Annotated in this window: 16 protein-coding genes and 1 tRNA gene; 11 read left to right on the top strand and 6 right to left on the bottom strand. The window is 40.5% G+C overall.

The window, feature by feature from the left end:
• Positions 1–23: 23 nt before the first annotated feature.
• Positions 24–968 carry a tRNA-dihydrouridine synthase gene (locus tag CXF72_RS16765; RefSeq protein ID WP_101040777.1) on the bottom strand — a complete coding sequence of 315 codons (945 nt, stop codon included), beginning with the start codon at positions 966–968 and terminating at the stop codon, positions 24–26.
• Between the two features lie 474 nt (positions 969–1,442).
• Here CXF72_RS16765 and apt point away from each other — a divergent pair, with 474 nt between their 5' ends.
• The 4 genes from apt to recR all read left to right on the top strand — a co-directional run bounded on the left by apt (position 1,443) and on the right by recR (position 5,883).
• Positions 1,443–1,988 carry an adenine phosphoribosyltransferase gene (apt, locus tag CXF72_RS16760; RefSeq protein WP_101040775.1) on the top strand — a complete coding sequence of 182 codons (546 nt, stop codon included), beginning with the start codon at positions 1,443–1,445 and terminating at the stop codon, positions 1,986–1,988.
• A gap of 5 nt (positions 1,989–1,993) precedes the next feature.
• Positions 1,994–4,276, top strand: coding sequence for a DNA polymerase III subunit gamma/tau (gene dnaX, locus CXF72_RS16755; RefSeq protein WP_101040773.1), 2,283 nt, complete (start codon positions 1,994–1,996; stop codon positions 4,274–4,276).
• A 305-nt stretch (positions 4,277–4,581) separates the two neighbouring features.
• The gene (locus CXF72_RS16750; RefSeq protein WP_101040771.1) at positions 4,582–4,911 is read left to right on the top strand and encodes a YbaB/EbfC family nucleoid-associated protein; all 330 of its coding nucleotides are present in this window, start codon (positions 4,582–4,584) and stop codon (positions 4,909–4,911) included.
• Positions 4,912–5,283: 372 nt separating this feature from the next.
• Entirely contained in the window at positions 5,284–5,883 is a 600-nt protein-coding gene (gene recR / locus CXF72_RS16745) for a recombination mediator RecR (protein ID WP_101040769.1), read from the top strand.
• 329 nt (positions 5,884–6,212) lie between these two features.
• Here the strand turns inward: recR and CXF72_RS16740 are convergent, their stop codons facing one another.
• Both CXF72_RS16740 and CXF72_RS16735 read right to left on the bottom strand, forming a co-directional pair.
• The gene (locus CXF72_RS16740; RefSeq protein ID WP_101040768.1) at positions 6,213–8,525 is read right to left on the bottom strand and encodes a YgiQ family radical SAM protein; all 2,313 of its coding nucleotides are present in this window, start codon (positions 8,523–8,525) and stop codon (positions 6,213–6,215) included.
• A 136-nt stretch (positions 8,526–8,661) separates the two neighbouring features.
• Positions 8,662–10,632 (bottom strand): exoribonuclease II, encoded by a 1,971-nt coding sequence (locus CXF72_RS16735; RefSeq protein WP_101040766.1) that lies wholly within the window; start codon positions 10,630–10,632, stop codon positions 8,662–8,664.
• Positions 10,633–10,827: 195 nt separating this feature from the next.
• Between CXF72_RS16735 and CXF72_RS16730 the strand changes: the two genes are divergently transcribed.
• Positions 10,828–10,918, top strand: a tRNA-Ser gene (locus CXF72_RS16730).
• A 423-nt stretch (positions 10,919–11,341) separates the two neighbouring features.
• Here the strand turns inward: CXF72_RS16730 and CXF72_RS16725 are convergent.
• Positions 11,342–13,126: a DUF3413 domain-containing protein gene (locus tag CXF72_RS16725; RefSeq protein WP_101040764.1), complete on the bottom strand. Its 1,785-nt coding sequence runs from the start codon at positions 13,124–13,126 to the stop codon at positions 11,342–11,344.
• Positions 13,127–13,131: 5 nt separating this feature from the next.
• Positions 13,132–13,356, bottom strand: coding sequence for a DUF1414 domain-containing protein (locus CXF72_RS16720; protein WP_101040762.1), 225 nt, complete (start codon positions 13,354–13,356; stop codon positions 13,132–13,134).
• A gap of 175 nt (positions 13,357–13,531) precedes the next feature.
• Here CXF72_RS16720 and yejK point away from each other — a divergent pair, with 175 nt between their 5' ends.
• The 5 genes from yejK to CXF72_RS16695 all read left to right on the top strand — a co-directional run bounded on the left by yejK (position 13,532) and on the right by CXF72_RS16695 (position 18,009).
• Positions 13,532–14,587 (top strand): nucleoid-associated protein YejK, encoded by a 1,056-nt coding sequence (gene yejK, locus CXF72_RS16715; RefSeq protein WP_101040760.1) that lies wholly within the window; start codon positions 13,532–13,534, stop codon positions 14,585–14,587.
• 101 nt (positions 14,588–14,688) lie between these two features.
• Positions 14,689–15,555: a 6-carboxytetrahydropterin synthase gene (locus tag CXF72_RS16710; protein WP_101040758.1), complete on the top strand. Its 867-nt coding sequence runs from the start codon at positions 14,689–14,691 to the stop codon at positions 15,553–15,555.
• Positions 15,556–15,625: 70 nt separating this feature from the next.
• A complete protein-coding gene (locus tag CXF72_RS16705) occupies positions 15,626–15,976 on the top strand; it encodes an HIT domain-containing protein (RefSeq protein WP_101040756.1) in 351 nt (116 codons plus the stop codon).
• A gap of 87 nt (positions 15,977–16,063) precedes the next feature.
• Positions 16,064–16,663: a penicillin-binding protein activator LpoB gene (locus CXF72_RS16700; RefSeq protein WP_101040754.1), complete on the top strand. Its 600-nt coding sequence runs from the start codon at positions 16,064–16,066 to the stop codon at positions 16,661–16,663.
• 110 nt (positions 16,664–16,773) lie between these two features.
• A complete protein-coding gene (locus CXF72_RS16695) occupies positions 16,774–18,009 on the top strand; it encodes a COG3014 family protein (protein ID WP_101040752.1) in 1,236 nt (411 codons plus the stop codon).
• Between the two features lie 53 nt (positions 18,010–18,062).
• On the opposite strand, the gene CXF72_RS16690 is transcribed toward CXF72_RS16695, so the two are convergent.
• Positions 18,063–18,962, bottom strand: coding sequence for a ketopantoate reductase family protein (locus tag CXF72_RS16690; protein WP_101040750.1), 900 nt, complete (start codon positions 18,960–18,962; stop codon positions 18,063–18,065).
• A gap of 105 nt (positions 18,963–19,067) precedes the next feature.
• Between CXF72_RS16690 and CXF72_RS16685 the strand changes: the two genes are divergently transcribed.
• On the top strand, positions 19,068–19,550 hold the full coding sequence (locus tag CXF72_RS16685) for a YajQ family cyclic di-GMP-binding protein (protein WP_101040748.1): 483 nt from the start codon (positions 19,068–19,070) through the stop codon (positions 19,548–19,550).
• The last annotated feature ends 3 nt before the right edge of the window (positions 19,551–19,553 follow it).

The raw sequence follows: 19,553 nt of genomic DNA, 5'->3' as shown, positions 1-19,553 counted from the left end.
GCTGCTTAATAAAGCCGTGTTTATTATCTAACTCTTAACTGCTCTTGATTGATCGCCGCTAACATCTCTCGAGTGGTTTTAATGATCCGCACCTGCTGCAGGAAAATAGCTGCCTGCGGGTGTTGTGCTTTTATAAATATTAACCATTGTTTAATGCGGCTGGGTAAATATTTTTCCTGATCGCCGTGAGTTTGAACAAACATATATTTTTCCAGTATATTCAAAATTTCGAACCAGCCATTGGGGGATTCAAATCCTTTAATCGCCTGTGCTAAGTTGGGTGTTGCAAGGGCTCCCCGGCCGATCATTAATCGCTCACAACCGGTTATTTCCATGCAACGCTTGGCATCATCTACGGAGAAAATATCCCCATTAGCTGTCACAGGAATAGTGATCGCATTTTTAATTTTAGCTATCCAATGCCAGTGGGCGGGGGGGCGGTAACCTTCCGCCTTAGTGCGGGCATGCACGGCAAGTTCATCAGCACCTGCGGCTTGGATCGCCTGCGCATTTTCAATGGCGAGGGATTTATCCTCATACCCCAGTCGTATTTTAACGCTGAGAGTTTTAAATTCGGGCACGGCTTTACGCACTGCCGTTACAATTTCATATAAGGCTTCCGGTGATTTTAATAACACCGCGCCCCCTTTGTTTTTATTCACTGTTTTTGCAGGGCAACCAAAATTAAGATCAATACCATCGGAGCCGATACTAATGGCTTTATGTGCATTTGCGGCTAAACAGTCCGGATTCTGACCTAATAATTGAATGCGTACCGGGGTGCCGGAGGCGGTTTTACTGTCGTTATACAGTTCCGGGCTATGACGGTGGTATACTTTTGCCGGAAGCTGCAAATCAATGACGCGAATAAATTCGGTAATGCAGAGATCATAACCACCAATTGCCGTTAACAATTGGCGCATCTGGTGATCCATTACGCCCTCCATCGGGGCAAGTGTTATTTGCATTCGATCACTCTTTCTTTGAAAAAGCGGCAGTATACCTGAGTATGCTGATTTATGTGACAAATAAGATCTGTTCCGATGCCTGAAATATTATTATTTATCGTCTTGTTGAGTGCTGCATCTACAAGTAATTTGGGTATATACCCATGATACTTCAAGATGCAAAGTCAGCAAGGAAAATTGTGCTGAGATGCTAGGCATAAAATTGAAGGTTAGTTATTCTACATCGAGATTTTATAACAACGCAGATTGGCACAATTTCCCTTGCCCTACGGGGCGCAAGGTCGAAAACCAGTGCTGCGTTGCACCCATCGAAAAGGGAATAACCATTACCTCATGTTGCGTCTTGCTCTGATCGAAGACCTTGCGCCTGACAAAGAATTTTGAAATAACATGGGTATATATGTCAGCAATGCTTGCACATGGTCATGCAACTAATTACTCTTCACCTATCGGTTTTTAAAAAGAGTTAAAATAATGACAGCAACCACGTTAGAAGAGATAAAAAACTGTATTAAAAGTATTCCAGATTACCCTATTCCGGGTATTATGTTTCGTGATATAACCAGTTTAATTGAAAATGGCGCCGCATTCTCAGCCACCATTGACTTATTAATCGCACGTTATAAAGATCAAAATATTGCCAAAGTGGTTGGTACCGAAGCGCGCGGTTTCATTTTTGGTGCTCCCTTAGCAGCTGCTATCGGGGCCGGATTTGTGCCTGTGCGTAAACCGGGAAAATTACCCCGAACAACCGTTCATGAAAATTATGAACTTGAATATGGCACTGATTCGTTACATATCCACTGCGATGCGATCAAAGAGGGTGAGAGAGTCCTATTAGTGGATGATCTTTTAGCGACGGGCGGAACAGCTGAAGCTTCGATTAAATTAATTCACCGTTCGGGAGGAATTGTTATTGAGTCAGTTTTTGTTATTGAATTGCCGTCCTTAAAAGGGGCTGCAAAACTGCAGGCACTTAATGTTCCGCATTTTTCCTTAATCGAATTTGAAGGCGAGTAATTTTTGTGAGTTATCAAGTTTTAGCACGAAAATGGCGACCAGGTAATTTCCAGGAAGTGGTTGGCCAGCAACATGTGTTGACCGCTTTATCTAATAGTTTGGCGCAAAACAGATTACACCATGCTTATCTGTTCAGTGGCACCCGCGGTGTCGGTAAAACGACCATTGCCCGTATTTTGGCAAAAAGCCTGAATTGTGAAAAGGGAGTGACGGCAACACCCTGTGGCACCTGTGTACATTGCCAGGCGATTGACCAGGGGCGTTTTGTTGATTTATTAGAAATAGACGCCGCTTCCCGTACTAAGGTCGATGATACGCGTGAAATGCTTGATAATGTGCAATACAAGCCTGCGCAGGGACGTTATAAAGTTTACCTTATTGACGAAGTGCACATGCTTTCCAAGCACAGCTTTAATGCTCTGCTCAAAACATTGGAAGAGCCGCCTGAATATGTAAAGTTTTTATTAGCCACGACGGATCCGCAAAAATTACCTATTACGGTATTATCACGTTGTCTACAGTTTCACTTAAAAGCGATTTTGCCGCAGGAAATTGAAACGCAATTAGCTTATATTCTGAGCCGTGAGCAGGCGACGTTCGAGCATGCTGCGCTGACTGTGATGGCCACGGCGGCAGAGGGCAGTATGCGCGATGCGTTAAGTTTGACTGATCAGGCACTCGCTTTTGGCTCTGGCCACATTGAATACCAATCTGTATTAAAAATGCTTGGCTCTATTGATCATAACCATTTGCATTATTTATTACACTTTATTGCTTCCGGAAATGTGCCAAAAGTATTCCAAAAAATAGCGGAATTTGTGCATCTGGGGGCCGATTTTGCGATGTTACACCAAACCTTAGCCAGTTTGTGCCATGAGATAGCATTATTACAGATGCAGCCTAAAAAAAATGTAACCCAAAAATCGGCTGTACAATTATTAGCAGAACGTTTAACGCCTGAAGAGGTGCAACTTTATTATCAAATTGCTGTTCAGGGTTATAAAGATTATGCCTTTGCACCTAATGGTAAAATTGCTTTTGAGATGACGGTGATGCGTCTGCTCGCCTTTAAACCCGCAAATTATATTAGTTTAGATGAGCAGCAACTTGGCAATCTGAATGCGCCTGCGGCACCTTCGGAATCGGTCGAATCCGCACAAGGAGGCGAAGTAAAAACACCAATAGCCCCTGTGAGAGAGCCGCTGCCGCAAGACACGCAAGCGCCGCAAATATTGCAGCCGTCAGAGCCAAGACCCGATACAGTTCAATCGACGGCTTCCACTAGCGAACAATTACAGACATCAGCAGCACCTTCAACGCCGGCTCCAATTGAAAGACAAGCAGATCCGCAGCCGAATCAGTCTACAGCGTCGAGTGAAAAAATTGCACCTGTTGCCGAGGTTTCTAATTCTCGAAATATGTTACGCAGTCATCGATTAAAACGAGAAAGCGCAAAAAAGCACCAGGCGACAACCATTGATCAAACAGCCTCAGTTGTCGCATCTAGGGCGGAAAATAATGAAAATTTAAAAGCAGAGCTTAACACTGATAAGCCGCATAAAAGTGAGATTGCAAAGGAGATGAACAGCGCGCCTGCAGCAAGTGCTAATGAGAATAATATATTAGCAATGCAGGAGGAGGATAGGGGCGATCGGGAGGTAATCCCCATTGAATCCTATCAACAGGATCAGTTTGTACCGGAAAGCGACTATCAAGAACAGCCGCAAGACTATTTCAGCGAAACAACAATCAGTGCTGATTACGGTGAAAGCGGCGCAGCGCCTTCGAATAAGCCAAATGCTGCTGCAACGACAGACAACAGTGGTACTTTTCTGTCGGATAATATCTTTGTTAATGAAGATATTGAACGAGTGGAAATTGATCCCGGCAAATATGTAGAAGATAAATTAAGCGATCCCTGGGCATTAGCTATTCAGAAAATGCACTTAGTCGGTTTAGTTAAATTATTAGCCAAAAATAGCGTCATGAAAATAGTTGAGCAGCAAATTGTATTGACCTTAAAACCTGAACAACAACACTTACTCAATAACCATCAATTATGCACACAATTAGAGACAAAATTAAAAGTTCATTTTGGGGGGCAAATGAGTATGTACGTTGAAGTGGGGCATGTCAGTGGCAAGTTAACCGCTTTTGAGTCGGAATTGGCGATTTATCAAACCTATTTGAATAATGCAAAAACGGCGATTAAAGAAGATAAAAACATTCTAACTTTTGTCAGTGAATACGGGGCAAAGGTCTATGAAAATAGCATCATTCCGTTATAATCTGATCCTATATTTTATATGTTATACCAATTTCACTAATTAGGTGATCTGTTTAGGCGCCGGAAAAATGAATGAAAGCAAGGCATTGATTGCAGTAACTAGTTGTTCTAATTATACAAAATAGTAGGGAACACTATTTTGAACAGCTTCAGCTGGCCACGAAGTGGTGAATAACAGGATGTTATGAATAAAATTAATAACGAAGACTAAAACGTAGTTTTATGTCTAGCTAGCATTTATTTTAACAAGCATAAATGAATAGAAAATTAGTGGATTTGGTATTCACTACCAAAAAGAGAATAGATATGTTTAGTAAAGACGGCATGGGTGATTTAATGAAAAAAGCCCAAGAGATGCAAGAAAACATGAAAAAAGCACAAGCTGAAATTGCCAATACCGAAGTTACCGGAGAATCCGGTGCGGGTCTGGTTAAAATAACTATTTTGGGCAATCATAATGTGCGTAAAGTTGACATTGATGCGAGCCTGATGGAAGACGATAAAGAAATGCTTGAAGATCTTATCGCAGCGGCAATGAATGATGCGGTTCATCGTATTGAAGAAGTTAATAAAAATAAAATGAGCGGTGTCTCGGGTGGTATGGAATTACCGCCTGGTTTTAAAATGCCATTCTAGTTATTATTTAAAATAAAGCACTATGATTTATCGTTTTGAGAAGGCCTAGAAAGTATAAGTTTCTTTTAAAATCCGATACATCTGAAGGGTCTGATTCAGGCCCTTTATTTTTACTGCGACCCGCCCTAAACCAACTAAGATCACTGAATCCCTATTTTAATTGCATTAAAAAATACAAGGTTGAGCCGCGAGTTCTGCTTTTTCCCTGCTGCACTCCAAAGCGTAACCGAATGCCCTGCAATGATTAGGCGATTGGATTAGAAAATAGGCCGGGTGATTTTATTGCCTTTCTAGAATAACAGTTAAAATATATTTAAGAAGATAATTAAGGTAAAATCTATTCCTCTACTCACATAATAAGAAGCCTTAGATATGAGTTCTAATTCGTTACTTGAAGAGCTAATGCAAGCGTTACAGTGTCTACCGAGTGTAGGTCCAAAATCTGCGCAACGTATGGTTTATCATCTGTTAGATAAAAATAGAAAAGGGGCTTTAAACCTGAGTTATCTGCTTGAAAGAGCGGTTAATGAAATAGGTCACTGCCAACAATGCCGTACTTTTACCGAGCAGAATTTATGTGCTATTTGTGACAATGATAAACGCAATAAAAACGGTACAATTTGTATTGTTGAAATGCCGGTTGATGTGTTGGCGATTGAACAAACGGCTTTATTTTCAGGCACCTATTTTGTGCTGATGGGGCATTTGTCTCCTCTTGATGGGATTGGCCCGGAGCAACTTGGCTTAAACCTCCTTGATAAACAACTTTCATCGGGACAACATTATGAAGTTATATTAGCGACAAATCCAACGGTTGAGGGGGAAGCGACGGCTTATTACATTGCCGAAATGGCCAAACTATATGCTATAAAAGTGAGTCGAATCGCGCACGGTGTACCGGTGGGAGGAGAGCTGGAGTATGTCGACAGTACCACGCTTTCCCATTCATTTTCGGGACGATCTGTTCTTTAACCTATCCATTATTTAACCTCTCCATTATTTAATCTAAACAGCAAAAAGGGCGGATAACCGCCCTTAAATAATTAACTTATTACGCTTTTATAATCATACCAAACCGATTAAATTCATGCCCATTTATGCTGGTTAAAACACATGCTAGTTTCGTGATTAATTTTATTCATAACATCCTGTTATTCACCACTTCGTGGCCAGCTGAAGCTGTTCAAAATAGTGTTCCCTACTATTTTATATAATTAGAACAACTAGTTACTGCAATTAATGCCTTGCTTTCATGCGTTTTTCCAGCGCCTAAATAGATCATCTAATTAATGGAATTGGTATCACTTTTTCTTTTGACCTGCAAAATTAAACTGCTTATTCTTGGGCTTACTCGCCATCTTATTTTCTGCTTTTACAAGTGGTACCGCTTTATTGCTGCCTATTTTTTTTCCGACGGCTGATTTTTCCTGTTTTGCATTGGGTGTCGCTTTCTTAAATTGTGCGGAGCCGGTAAAGCGGGTGACCGCACTTTGTACCGGTTTACTCTTGCTTACAAATTTACCCTGCTGAGCAATACCCTGTAGCTCATTACGTGATTCCGGCGGCACTAAGTGTTGAGGACTTTTGCCAATCAATTTTCTCGCTAAGCCTAATTTCTTTAGGGTTTCACGAATTAAAGGCCAGTTTTCCGGTACATGGTAACGTAGTATCGCTTTATGAAGTTTACGTTGTCGGCCACCCTTGGGGCTTATCACCTCTTCACTGTCCTTGGAGACTTTATGTAACGGATTTTTCTCGGTGTGGTACATGGTGGTTGCATTCGCCAGAGGCGAAGGGTAAAAGTTTTGCACTTGATCGAGTTTGAAATTATTACTTTTTAACCATAATGCAAGATTAATCATATCTTGATCCGTGGTACCCGGATGCGCCGAAATAAAATAGGGAATAAGGTATTGTTTTTTGCCCGCCGCTTTAGAGTATTTTTCAAACATTTGTTTAAATGCTTCATAACTGCTCATGGTCGGCTTCATCATTTTATCTAATGGGCCCTTTTCCGTATGCTCAGGTGCAATTTTCAGATAACCGCCAACATGATGCTCAACTAACTCTTTCACATAACGAGGATCTTCAACGGCGATATCATAACGTACACCCGAGGCGATTAAGATTTTCTTAATGCCCGAGAGTTTACGCGCGCGACGATAAAGGTTAATTGTATGCTCATGGTCAGTGTTGAGATGATGACAAATATCGGGGTAAACACAGCTTAAACGGCGACAGGTTTGTTCGGCTTTTGGACTTTTACATTTCAGGCGGTACATGTTTGCCGTCGGGCCGCCCAAATCAGAAATAACGCCGGTAAACCCGGGGACGGTATCGCGAATAATTTCAATTTCTTTAATAATAGAATCTTCAGAACGACTTTGTATTACTCGTCCTTCATGCTCGGTAATCGAGCAGAAAGTACAACCGCCAAAACAACCGCGCATAATATTGATCGAGAAACGGATCATATCGTAAGCCGGAATTTTTGCATCACCGTAGGATGGATGGGGTATACGCTGATAGGGCAGTCCAAATACACTGTCTATCTCTTCCGTGGTGAGCGGATAGGCAGGTGGGTTGAGCCACACTAAACGTTCACCGTGGAACTGTGCTAAGGCACGGGCACAACCGGGATTGGTCTCCTGATGCATAATACGAGAAGCATGGGCATAGTGCACTTTATCTTGACAGACTTTCTCATAGCTTGGCAGTTGAATGTAGGTTTTTTCCCAAGGTTTTTTCTTGCTTGGTTTAAATTCTGCCGGTTGGATAGTGATAACTTGGGTTGGATCGTTTAAGCTTTCGTCCGCCAGTTTTTGTGTGGCACAGGCAACATTGATATCGGCATAGGGATTGATAATCGGATCTATTTTACCCAGTTGATCCACTTTTCGTGAATCAACACCATCCCATCCCGGTAACGCGGCTTTAGTCAAAATAGCGGTGCCGCGAATCTCGGTCATAGCGCTTATCGGTTCACCCTGTGATAAACGGTGGGCAACTTCCAGAAGAGGTCGCTCCGCATTGCCATATAATAAAATATCGGCCTTCGCATCGAGAATAACGGAGCGACGCACTTTATCTGACCAGTAATCATAATGGGCAATACGGCGTAAACTGGCTTCAATCCCGCCAATCACAACGGGCACAGATTTGTAAGCTTCTTTACAGCGTTGTGTATACACTAATACCGCCCGATCCGGACGTTTACCGCCTTCGTTGTTCGCTGTGTAGGCATCATCGTGACGCATTCGGCGTTCCGCTGTATAACGGTTGATCATCGAGTCCATATTACCCGCTGAAACACCAAAAAACAGGTTAGGTTTACCTAACGCCATGAAAGCTTCTTTACTCTGCCAATCCGGCTGAGCAATAATACCGACGCGGTAACCTTGTGCTTCAAGTGTACGACCGATCACCGCCATGCCAAAGCTGGGGTGGTCAACATAAGCATCACCCACAACGAGAATAATATCGCAACTATCCCAGCCGAGTTTTTTCATCTCTTGGCGTGACATTGGTAGGAATGGCGCTGCTTTTTCGTTTCTGGATTTAAATGACGGGTATGAGAAAAGGGGTCTTTCGGCTTGTAATAGATCAACGCTCATTATTTTTGCCTAACTGGAAAATGAGCGCTGATTATACAGAAGAAATTAAACTCTGCGATGCTTTCTTAACCATGATGTTTTTATGGTTATTTAAGCAATTGATATTTAAACTCTAAAATAAATTTTAGCGGTTAAATTAGTCGATAATTACCAGTGGTTCGGCAAGTTTTCCGATTAATTGACCGCTTTCCACTTTGACATTATTAAGCATCACATCAATCACATCGCCGAGTTGTAATTCGGTTTGTTGCGCAATAATAACTTTTCCTAAGGCTTGATTGCAGTCGATTTTTTTGGCATCACTGCCGTCTTTGCAAAGTAGCGAGCAAGGGATAAAGAAAGTCGCACCATTTTCTTGTATTCTGACCCGAATACCTGCTTTAATAATATCAAAAATCTCCGCTTTATAGCGCCACTTGGACTCAACCTGATCCTTTAGATACTGACTGTAAAGAATATTATTAACATCTCTTTCGGCCAAACGTTGTAATTTACGGGCTGCATTGAGCAACTGCCCGATCTCACTATCGACCTGAATATTATCTTCTTTTAACAAAACTGATTTAATCAAACGATGGTTAAGTAGATCACCGTACTTGCGGATAGGAGAAGTCCATGTCGCATAGTGGGCGACCCCAAGGGTAAAATGTGCTTCCGGTGTATTTTTAATATCGGCATAACTGAGCAGTTTACGTAATCTGTGGTCCAGATAACTGTTGTGCAGCAGATTAGTTTGCTGGCGTATTTTTGTATAACCGGCAACAGTCGCTAATGTTTCAATATCACTTTCAATGCCGAACTCAGCGAGTAAAGAGACCGCTTTTTCCAGGCGTTCACTTGCAAAACCGGAATGGGTATTAAACACACCCTGCTGTTTATGTTTTGCTAAAAAGTTACCCGCACAGATATTGGCGGCAATCATCGATTCCTCTACCAGTCGATTAGCACTGCGCCTTGGCTCGCAGAGTATTTCAGAAATCTCACCTTTATTGTTTAGTTTTAGAGTGTAATCAGGTTGGTTTTTAAACACGGCATTATTGTCTGTTCGCCATTGCAGACGCTTTAGGGAAAGCAGATTCAGAGTGTGCAGTTGCTCGGCAAGTTGTGTACTAGGTTTCCAACAATCATCATTAAGCTCTTCATTTTCCAGATAATTGGAAACATCCGTATAGTTAAGGCGATAATGAGATTTTATCCATGCGCCATAAAATGCCGGTTCACCCTCAATTTCACCCTTTTTATTAATATGGATAGTACAGCAGAGGGTGGCACGTTTTTCACCCTCTTTTAATGAACAAAGACTGTCACTCAAATCACGCGGCAACATGGGGACATTAAAGTTAGGTAAATATAAAGTAAAGGCACGACGTTTAGCTTCAGCATCCATGTCGCTATTTTCCGGCACGTAGGCGGACGGATCTGAAATCGCGACCGTCAAGTTCCAACCATGCTCATTCGCTTCGATATAGAGTGCATCGTCCATATCTTGGGTGTTAACACCATCAATAGTAAAGAAGGGGGATTTAGTTAAATCGCTACGGGGTAATTGTGGATCGATAACTTGCCATGGATGATCAAATTCAGGGGCTTTATTGGCTAAATTGTGGGTTGCGACGGTTAATAAACGATAGGCAAAGGGATCACTGCCCTCGGCTATTTTTTCTATCACTTGGGTTAAAAAACCATTTCCTTCGAGCGCATGACTTAACAATTCAACTTTAACCCAATCACCATCTTGATATCCCCGGGACAGTAAAGCTTGGCTTCCTTTTATTTTAAAAAAGCCTTTAAGCAGTGGATTTTTGGGAACAATAGAGATATTTTTCTGCTTGATAACTAAGCGTGCAATAAAAACAGCAGACCCTGTTTTCTTGAGCTGATCTGGCTCCGCAGTTGATTTATCACCCTTACCACGAATAAAGGCATTAATTTGATCACCGTGTAATACTTTTTTCATCTCACTTGGCGGAATGAAAAAACGTTTGCCTTTATCTGTCTCTAAAAAGCCATAACCACGCTCAGTTGCTTTAACCTTTCCCTGACGTTTGGGAATATCTTCTTGAATTTGTTTTTTTAATTGACTTAGCAACGGATTGTTCTGAAACATAAAATAAAACCTTAGATAGATGTCGATATAAACAGCTTATATGGAAAGGAAAGAAGCGCGGCTGTTTAACAGTGTTAAATATAAAGGTGATCGCGTTTTAATAAAAGAGGCAATGCTATAAAAACAGTAAATATAAAAAATTTTTTAAAGGCACTTGACTTTTTAACGGGATCTCTTTATCATGCGCCTCGTTCCGGAGGGGTGGCAGAGCGGCTGAATGCACTGGTCTTGAAAACCAGCGTGGGTTAATAGCTCACCGAGAGTTCAAATCTCTCCTCCTCCGCCACACATTGAAAACCCGCTGTTTTTACAGCGGGTTTTTTGTTTTATAGACAGGTTTTATACGACAGGGTTTATACGACAGGGTTTATACGACAGGGTTTATATGTTACCAGAGTCTTAATCTCCTCTGTTGTTTATTCAGCTACATTTAAAAAGGCTTCTCAATGAGAAGCCTTTTTTCGTTTAAGCATATTGACGCTTCAATACTGCTAAAACTAAAACTAAGACTACGTCGTTGTTTTTATTGATAATAGCCAGCGACTAATAAATAAAACGTTTTACTGTCATTGCTTTTTCTGTGCAAGGTTAACCCTTTACGAATGCGCACGACTATCAACCTGCTTGGTTTTAACGCTGCTTCATTTTTAACTCTCCTCCGTTTTTAACATGGAGGAGCAGAAAAAATTAAATGCATAGATTAAAGGGATTAATAATTAAAACGGCGTAACTGCGATACTACCTTAATCAATAGGGTGACATCCTCTTTATCCTCGGCTACTGAATTACCGTTCCAATCTATACTATTTATCTCTCCATCATTTGAAAATTGTGTGATCCTGTCTTTTTCGTAAACCACATATTTTTTTAAATCTCCTGATAATATAAACTGCCGTTCACTATCATCAAATAAACTTTGCCCGCTGCTATACAAGTTTGCATTAGATTGGCTACCTAAAGATTTTTCCATCAAAGTAGGGACAATGTCTAAATGACTTGTCATGCGAGAAATTTGACCGCTATTTTCATCTGGCCACAATACCACTAGTGGAACATGCGCATCGTTTATCGCGCTTTGTGCAGAACTGTTTTTAGCGAAAGATACCGCATGCGTACCCGTAATAATAACAATCGTATTTTTCAGTTGCTGTTTGTTTTTCAGGGACTTTATTATCTGTGCTATCTGTTGATCAATTGCTGATACCTGTTTTTGATATAACGCCAGCTTTTTGGTGTGATCCGTGAAGCTTACATGATCAGTATTATGTAAAAACGTGTTATCAGGTTGTTGATAGTATAAAAAGCTGAACCATTTGTTAGTGTCATTTTGCTGATTTAACCAATCACGCCATTGTCTGGTGATCTTCTCATTACCATCTGCACTCGTATTTTTTAGCTGCTCTGTTTCTAGGCTGCTGAAACTGCTTTGTAAAAACTCGGGGTGAGTGAAGCCAATACTTGAAAACAAGCCAAATTTATAGTGCTGTTGTTGTAAACGGTTTAGTAAAACGGGCGGGATATAATTAAGGGTTATATCTGACCAGTAATTATTTGGCAAAGCATAAAATAAGCTAAAAACACCCTGGGCCCTATTACTCCCGCCACTATAATGGCTGTTGAAATTTAAACCCTGCTGGCTAAGCTTATAAAGATTGGGCATGTTTTGTTCATTTAACATGTCTGCGCGTAATGCTTCAACGGTTACTAATAGAATATTGTCCACGGGTTTTGTTGCCGGGAAAGTTAACGGGGTTATCGGATAACGTAATTCATTTTTAAATTCATTGCTCTGGCGACTGATACGCTCATGTAACTTACCTTCGCTTAACCAGCCCTGATTTTTTAAAAAAGTACGCGCAGTCATTGGATAGGAGAGTGGGTAGGTCGATTTTTGTTGGGTAATAGGACGATATTGCTTCGCATCGGCCCATATATAAGCTAAATGTGTAATTACAAAGGCGCTAAACAGCACCACCGCAATCGGCTTGCCAATGCGTTTAGCCTGCAATTTGCGGCATTTTTTCAACACCAAATAGGAAACACCCAGTTCAATAAGGAAGATAATAGGAATCGAGACGTAATGCAGGTTAATAGTATAAATTTGCTCAACTTGAGCGGGACTTTGTAAAAAATGCCAAATTAAAGGGTTAAGGTGAAAATTATAAATTTTGAATATTTGCGTATCAATAATTAAAAAAGTGATCAAAATAGTACTGATCAAAATTGCAATAACCCGATATAAACGCGGGAAAGGAATTAAAAATGCCAATGGAAATAAAATTAGCATAAAGACAGCTGCACAGAGAAAACTAAAATGGCCAATTAAACTAATAAATTGATAAATAATGCCGACCACGGAATCTGCCATACCGGAATAGGCTATATATCGCAGACCGATCAGGGAAACAATGATTATATTAAAAAAAGTAAACCAATGCCCCCAGCTTATTAAGCGGGAAACCTGATCATGGAATTTATTACCTGTTTCTACCATATTATTTATTTTTCTTTAGAATTAATCGAAACCGACAGTGCTTTGACAAATTTTTCGCTGATTTGAGCGCGTTTGTTAACCGGAACCTGACTGTTAATGACATGAGTGATGGCATTGCCTAGTACCATTAAACTTAAATCAACGGATACATCATTTTTATGGAGTACTTCCATCACTTCATCAAGTATTGTTTCGATCTTTTTGTTTGAATATTTAGAAATAATTGGCATGTTCACTGTCTCACTTTGAAGTAAAAAAGGTGATAATAACTTACTCTTTCAATTATACCAATCACTTAAGGTCTCTTGTTTTTATTTTTATCCAGTGAATAGAAATTATAGACTATTTATTCATTCACTCTGTATAATTTACGGTTATCTGTTTATCAATATGGTGCCAAAAATTATGAATATCTCTGCCAGCAATATTATTTTACATTCTTTAACCTATAACCCGGAAGGGGTTTTACAATGTAAAATGCGTGAAGGAGAGTTGCCTATTTCAGCTTCTAGTGATGAATTTTTAACGAAATTGCATCGTACTTACCAAAGCAAAACGAATAAATCCTTTGCTTCTTTTGCTGATAAAAGCGATAAGTCACCTCTGTTTAGGAAGGCGCTGACTGATTATATGTCCCAACAGCTCGATTTTGTCCGCTTTTCACAACAAGCCGCCAGTTGCTTAGTTGAAGAGTTACAAAAGCATGATTTTGCGGAACAGGGGATTCTATTAATCAGTAAATATAGCTGGACAGCAAGTGATTATTTGTTGATTGCATTACTGCAAAATAATCAGTCAATCAGTGTTAATGAAAACCTTGAATTGAAGGAGAGTCAGCATATTGAAACCAGCAAAATACAACTGGTCGCACGTATTGATTTAACTTTATTGGCGCGAGATCCGCAGTCAAATCGTTACATCTCATTCATCAAAGGTCGTGCCGGGCGTAAAGTGTCTGATTTTTTCCTGGATTTTATGGGCGCACAGGAAGGTTTTGATGCAAAAGAGCAAAATCAGGGGTTAATGAAAGCGGTTGATGAATTTTGCGAAAATCAAGCCTTACCCGTGGCGAAGAAAAAAGAAGTACGTGAAGTTGCCTTTGAATATTGTAATGAACAGCTGAAACAGGGTGATGATATTGAACTTTCCGTATTATCAGAACAACTTCAAGACTCACCAAAACTTGAAGGCAGTTTTTACGATTTTGTCAGTGAAGATTATCAATTAGAAAAAAGTTTTCCCGTCGACCGCACTGTGGTTAGAAAGTTGACTAAATATGTGGGGCAGGGTGGAGGGGTGAGCATTAGCTTTGATCAAAAACACCTTGGGGAGCGCATTTTCTATGATGCGGATAGCGATACATTAACTATTCAGGGGATCCCACCTAATTTACGCGAACAGTTAAAACGTGATAACTTTGCCGACGATAATCAACAGGATGATCAAAACCCGCCATTTTAACAAACAACGAAATTGTATTGTTGCAATAATATTAACAAAAATAAAAATAAAGTTGGCAAGCGAACACAGATTTTGATTGTCGTTTATTGAATGAGGATAGAATGAAATTATTTGTACGTGATTTAACGGTTATCGATGCGTCATATTTAGATAAAAATCGAGGTTTTGTAGGTGAAAGTTATCTAGTGGATGTTATTTTAACAGGGTCTCTTAATGAGCAATCTATGGTCCTTGATTTTTCATTGGTAAAAAAACAGATAAAAACTATTATTGATGCCGCAGTAGATCATAAATTATTGGTACCACGGTCAGCGAATAATTGCACTGTCACGCTACAGGGGCATCGAACAGAAGTTAATTTCGAGCTCGGTGACAGTGACGTTATACAATTAAATTGTCCAAATGAAGCCTATTGTTTAGTCGAGTGCGAAAGCGTTTCTGTTGAAGTACTAGAAGCTTACCTTAAGCAGATTATTCTGCCGCAGTTACCTGAAAATGTGTTGGGGCTTGAGATTAAATTACGCAATGAAAATATTAGCACTCCCTATTACCATTACACGCACGGATTAAAAAAACATAATGGTAACTGTCAGCGTATTGCCCATGGGCATCGCTCTAAAATCGATATATTTATTGATGATAAATACAGTGAAGCGCTGGTCGATGAATGGGCTAAACGTTGGCAAGATATCTATCTGGTCAGCGCTGAAGACGTCATTGCAGGATCGGACTTGTCTTTTCTTGTTGCAGGCAATGATGGCACTGAAATATGCACCGCTTACAATGCGCCACAAGGTTATTTTGAGCTGCTTATGCCCGCAGGGCGTAGCGAAACCTTACCAAATGATACCACAGTAGAATCGCTCTCTGACTTTATTTGTGGGCAGATAAAGGCCCGTATGGGTGATAAAAAAGTCACTGTGTATGCTTATGAAGGCGTGGGTAAGGGCGCAATTTCTGAATCGTAATATCAGAATTGTAATAAGGCTTTTCCAGACTTCAAATAATAGAAAAAGGTAGTTAACTTAAGGAAAAATCATGGCAGAAGAAACCATTTTCAGAAAAATCATTAATAAAGAGATCCCTTCGGAATTGCTTTATCAAGATAAGTTCGTGACGGCTTTTAGAGATATCAATCCTCAGGCTCCCACGCATATTTTAATCATTCCGAATAAATTAATCGCCACTGCTAATGAGATAGAAATAGAAGATGAGCTGTTAATTGGTAAGTTGTATACGGTGGCAAAACAATTGGCAAAACAGGAGGGGATCGCCGAATCCGGATACCGTTTAATTATGAATTGTAATGAAGACGGTGGTCAGGAGGTATATCATATACATCTGCATCTACTGGGTGGGAAACCGCTTGGCAAGTTGATCTCTCGCTAAAATATGACTGTTTAAATCATCCCCCAATGAGTGCAGTAATTGGGGGATGGCATCGGGCAGAGTTTAATCTGACATGACGGAGCAACAATGAAAATACAAACAAACTTATGGTTCGCCCTAGCGGTTACTTTTATGATGACCGGCTGTTCAACGTCGGTTGAACGAATAGACGCTCAAGAGCAAATTGATCTAAGTGGTGCATGGAATGATACCGATTCTCAACTGGTAGCACGGGAAATGATTGACGATTCACTGTCTCGCCCCTGGATTGTCAGGTTTGTTAGCGAAACCGGTAAAGATCCTGTGGTTATTATTGGCAGCGTTAAAAACTTAAGCCATGAGCATATTAATACTAATACCTTTGTTGCCAATATGGAGCGTGACTTAATCAATTCAGGTCAAGTACAATTTGTCGCTTCGGCGGTTGCGCGTCAAGAGATCCGTGCGGAACGTGGTGATCAAGGGGTAAATGCAACAGCTGATACACGTAATGCAGCGCGACAAGAGTACGGCGCTGATTTTATGATGCAGGGACAAATCAATACGATTATCGATATAGAAGGCAAAACTCAAGTGCGTTATTACCAGGTGAATTTGGAATTAATCAGCATTAAAGATAATCGTAAAGTTTGGGTTGGTGAAAAGCGGATTAAAAAACTGGTCAGAAACAGTCAACTACGCCAGTAATAACCATTTTCATTAGGCGTTATGACTTTTCCTCTAGGGAGAATACCCCGTGAGTGGATTTTTTATAATGCCTGTTTTTTTACTCTCCCGTCTTATTTCTCGGTAACCGTATGCATAAAATATTATTGCTTGTCGCCATTACGCTACTTTCTGGCTGCACAGCATACCAACGGGATTCGAACCGCTTAGCAACGGCCTTAAATACCCAATCGCCAGAGATTGTTTTAGCACAGTTACAAGATTCTGAACCACAAGCGCGGGATAATGCGCAATTCCACCTTAATCGCGGTTTTTTGGAGTTTCTCAGCGGGGATTTCGACAGTGCAATAACGACACTTTCTTTAGCAAAAAAAGAGATGTCGGTATTAGAAGCAACTTCGATCAGCGAGAATGTGGGGGCGGGGACGCTCAGTGAAACCTTAAGAAGTTATAGCGGTTACCCAACTGATCGGGTCATGGTGCATAATATTTTAGCCCTCAGTTATTTGTTCAAGAATAATATAGAAGGCGCGCGGGTGGAAATACTGCAAGCTGATATTGCCATGAAAAAACTAGCTGAAAAAAATGCATTAAATGGCCAGCTGGCAAGTGCTCATCTTATTGCCGGCATTGTTTATGAGCTCTTAAATGAACAATCCAATGCTCTGATAAGCTATCGATTTACACTGAATATTATTAAACAACGTGATATGCCTATCCCCCTTGGATTAAAAAAGGCATTACTGCGCATGAGTTTTAAATTGGGTGCTGAGCAACAGTTTGTCGACTATCAAAGACGCTTTCCGGATTTGCCTAAACCCAGCCAAAAGACAGAGAATCAAGTGTTTGTTTTGTATTTCGACGGTGTGGTCAGCCATAAGGTTGAAAAAACGGTTGTGCTGCCAAGCCGAAATTTTGCACCGCTAATTAGAATATCAATGCCCGGCTATCCACTGGCGAAGCAGAATGTCAGACCACTGTCCAAACAGCAGATAAGCACTGAAATGGTAGAAAATATTGAGGTGTTAGTGAGAGAAGATTTAGCGCGAGAAACTCCTTCTATTCTATTACTGACAACAACCCGCGCATTAGCTAAGTATGAGCTGGTGCGCCGCGTCAATGAAAAAGATAATCTTGCCGGGCTGTTATTAAATCTAGTGACGGTTGCCACGGAAAGTGCGGATTTACGCAGTTGGAATATGCTGCCTGGCAATATTCAATTTGGTTATCTGGGAACAACGGAAAATGAGATTCAAATTGATGGATTAAATGACCGTCCCAAAAAAATTGATATTCTTGATGGCTCGCAAAATATGATCTTAATTAATAGCTTATCGGATCATATTTTTCATTATCAGCAGCTTTAAATCATTCGTTGATCCCGCAGCAGGTTAACTTTTCAAAAATTTATTATGGGTTATCACTGCTCGACAATAGCAGCTTGCTCCAATGCCTTTATTTGTTGGTAAAGGTGCATAATTGTCGGGGTATGAATCTGTTTAAAGGCCGCTGATTTTAATAAATACCCCGCGATAAATTCATTTTCAGTGTGTCTTCGATAAAAAATATCTCGGTTCATAGAGGAAAGATTTTCTGCTGTTAATGTTATTACCTGCTGAATAATATCTAATATCTCCTCTTTTTTAAAGGTAACACCTTCAGCTGTAGCGACCGCTAAGCTTTCATCTACTAGACTGTTGATTTGTGTTTGAAAAGCGGGGTTTTTTAATTGCCCATTTTTTATTTGATGAATAGCAGTTAAGGGATTGATAGCCATATTGATGATAAGTTTAAGCCATAGCTTTTCATTCACATCCTCACACCAGCAGGTATCGACAAGGGCAGCATTCAGCGGCACCTGTAATGATTGAAACCGTTTTCCATTATTGTTGTAGGCGCCCAGGTAAGTGACACCTTTGCCCGTCTGCTCAATGTTTAATGATGAATGCAGTAAACTCGCATTTGCCGTTGTTGCGCAGATAATTGGATTGTCAGGCAATAACTTTGCCACCTGCTCAGCACAGCCCATCCCGTTATGCATTAAAATAATAGCCTGTTGCGCATCTATTGATGTTAGATGGGTTGTAATGGCGGGTATCACTTGGGTTGCTTTCACGCAGACTAAGATAGGAGCTGAAGAGCTGCACAGTGATCTGCTGGTTGAAACAGGGAAAGTAAACTGCTGCTTTAATAAATCTTGATATTGTAGCCGATTAGCCGTGCAGGGACTGCGAGTGATAAGCTGGACTTTTTCTCCGATCCGCAATAAGTTAGCGGCCCATAAACAGCCTATTGCGCCCGCACCTATAATTTGCCACATATTTTCTGCCTGAAATAATTATTTTAAAGATCATAACATAGCTGAAATTAAACTTTTCTGGTAACTTAGCGTTATTAAATTTTTAATAAAAAACAGGATAATAAAATGCCATCATTTGATATTGTTTCAGAAATTGATATGTCTGAACTTAAAAATGCCATTGATAATGCTAACCGTGAACTTGCTACTCGTTTTGATTTTCGTGGTGTTAAAGCAAGTTTTGAAATCACTAATGACGTGGCAAAATTGTCGGCAGAGCATGATTCACAGTTAAGGCAACTTGTGGATATGCTGCGTACAAATTTGATCAAGCGGGGGGTTGATTCTCGCGCAATGGATCCGGAAACCCCAAATCATACTGGGAAAACATGGACACAAGTGATTAAATTCAAAGAAGGGGTAGATCAACCAACTGCTAAGAAATTAGTTAAACTTATCAAAGATAATAAAATGAAAGTTCAGGTTGCCGTGCAGGGTGAACAACTGCGTGTTACGGGGAAGAAACGTGATGATTTACAGGCCGTGATGACCTTAGTTAAAGGCACTGAGCTCGATCAGGGATTTCAGTTTAATAACTTTAGGGATTAATTT

Source organism: Psychromonas sp. MB-3u-54 (genome assembly GCF_002836415.1).
Lineage (GTDB): Bacteria > Pseudomonadota > Gammaproteobacteria > Enterobacterales > Psychromonadaceae > Psychromonas.
Note: the sequence above shows the minus strand (reverse complement) of the source record. Positions and strands in the feature narration are given on the sequence as shown.

Excerpts from the sequence above, each read along its gene's own strand:
- CXF72_RS16735 (WP_101040766.1), bottom strand. The coding sequence starts at position 10,632 with ATGTTTCAGAACAATCCGTTGCTAAGTCAATTAAAAAAACAAATTCAA.
- CXF72_RS16720 (WP_101040762.1), bottom strand. The coding sequence starts at position 13,356 with ATGCCAATTATTTCTAAATATTCAAACAAAAAGATCGAAACAATACTT.
- CXF72_RS16750 (WP_101040771.1), top strand. The coding sequence starts at position 4,582 with ATGTTTAGTAAAGACGGCATGGGTGATTTAATGAAAAAAGCCCAAGAG.
- CXF72_RS16725 (WP_101040764.1), bottom strand. The coding sequence starts at position 13,126 with ATGGTAGAAACAGGTAATAAATTCCATGATCAGGTTTCCCGCTTAATA.
- CXF72_RS16705 (WP_101040756.1), top strand. The coding sequence starts at position 15,626 with ATGGCAGAAGAAACCATTTTCAGAAAAATCATTAATAAAGAGATCCCT.
- CXF72_RS16710 (WP_101040758.1), top strand. The coding sequence starts at position 14,689 with ATGAAATTATTTGTACGTGATTTAACGGTTATCGATGCGTCATATTTA.
- apt (WP_101040775.1), top strand. The coding sequence starts at position 1,443 with ATGACAGCAACCACGTTAGAAGAGATAAAAAACTGTATTAAAAGTATT.
- yejK (WP_101040760.1), top strand. The coding sequence starts at position 13,532 with ATGAATATCTCTGCCAGCAATATTATTTTACATTCTTTAACCTATAAC.
- CXF72_RS16695 (WP_101040752.1), top strand. The coding sequence starts at position 16,774 with ATGCATAAAATATTATTGCTTGTCGCCATTACGCTACTTTCTGGCTGC.
- CXF72_RS16700 (WP_101040754.1), top strand. The coding sequence starts at position 16,064 with ATGAAAATACAAACAAACTTATGGTTCGCCCTAGCGGTTACTTTTATG.
- CXF72_RS16685 (WP_101040748.1), top strand. The coding sequence starts at position 19,068 with ATGCCATCATTTGATATTGTTTCAGAAATTGATATGTCTGAACTTAAA.
- recR (WP_101040769.1), top strand. The coding sequence starts at position 5,284 with ATGAGTTCTAATTCGTTACTTGAAGAGCTAATGCAAGCGTTACAGTGT.
- CXF72_RS16765 (WP_101040777.1), bottom strand. The coding sequence starts at position 968 with ATGCAAATAACACTTGCCCCGATGGAGGGCGTAATGGATCACCAGATG.
- CXF72_RS16740 (WP_101040768.1), bottom strand. The coding sequence starts at position 8,525 with ATGAGCGTTGATCTATTACAAGCCGAAAGACCCCTTTTCTCATACCCG.
- CXF72_RS16690 (WP_101040750.1), bottom strand. The coding sequence starts at position 18,962 with ATGTGGCAAATTATAGGTGCGGGCGCAATAGGCTGTTTATGGGCCGCT.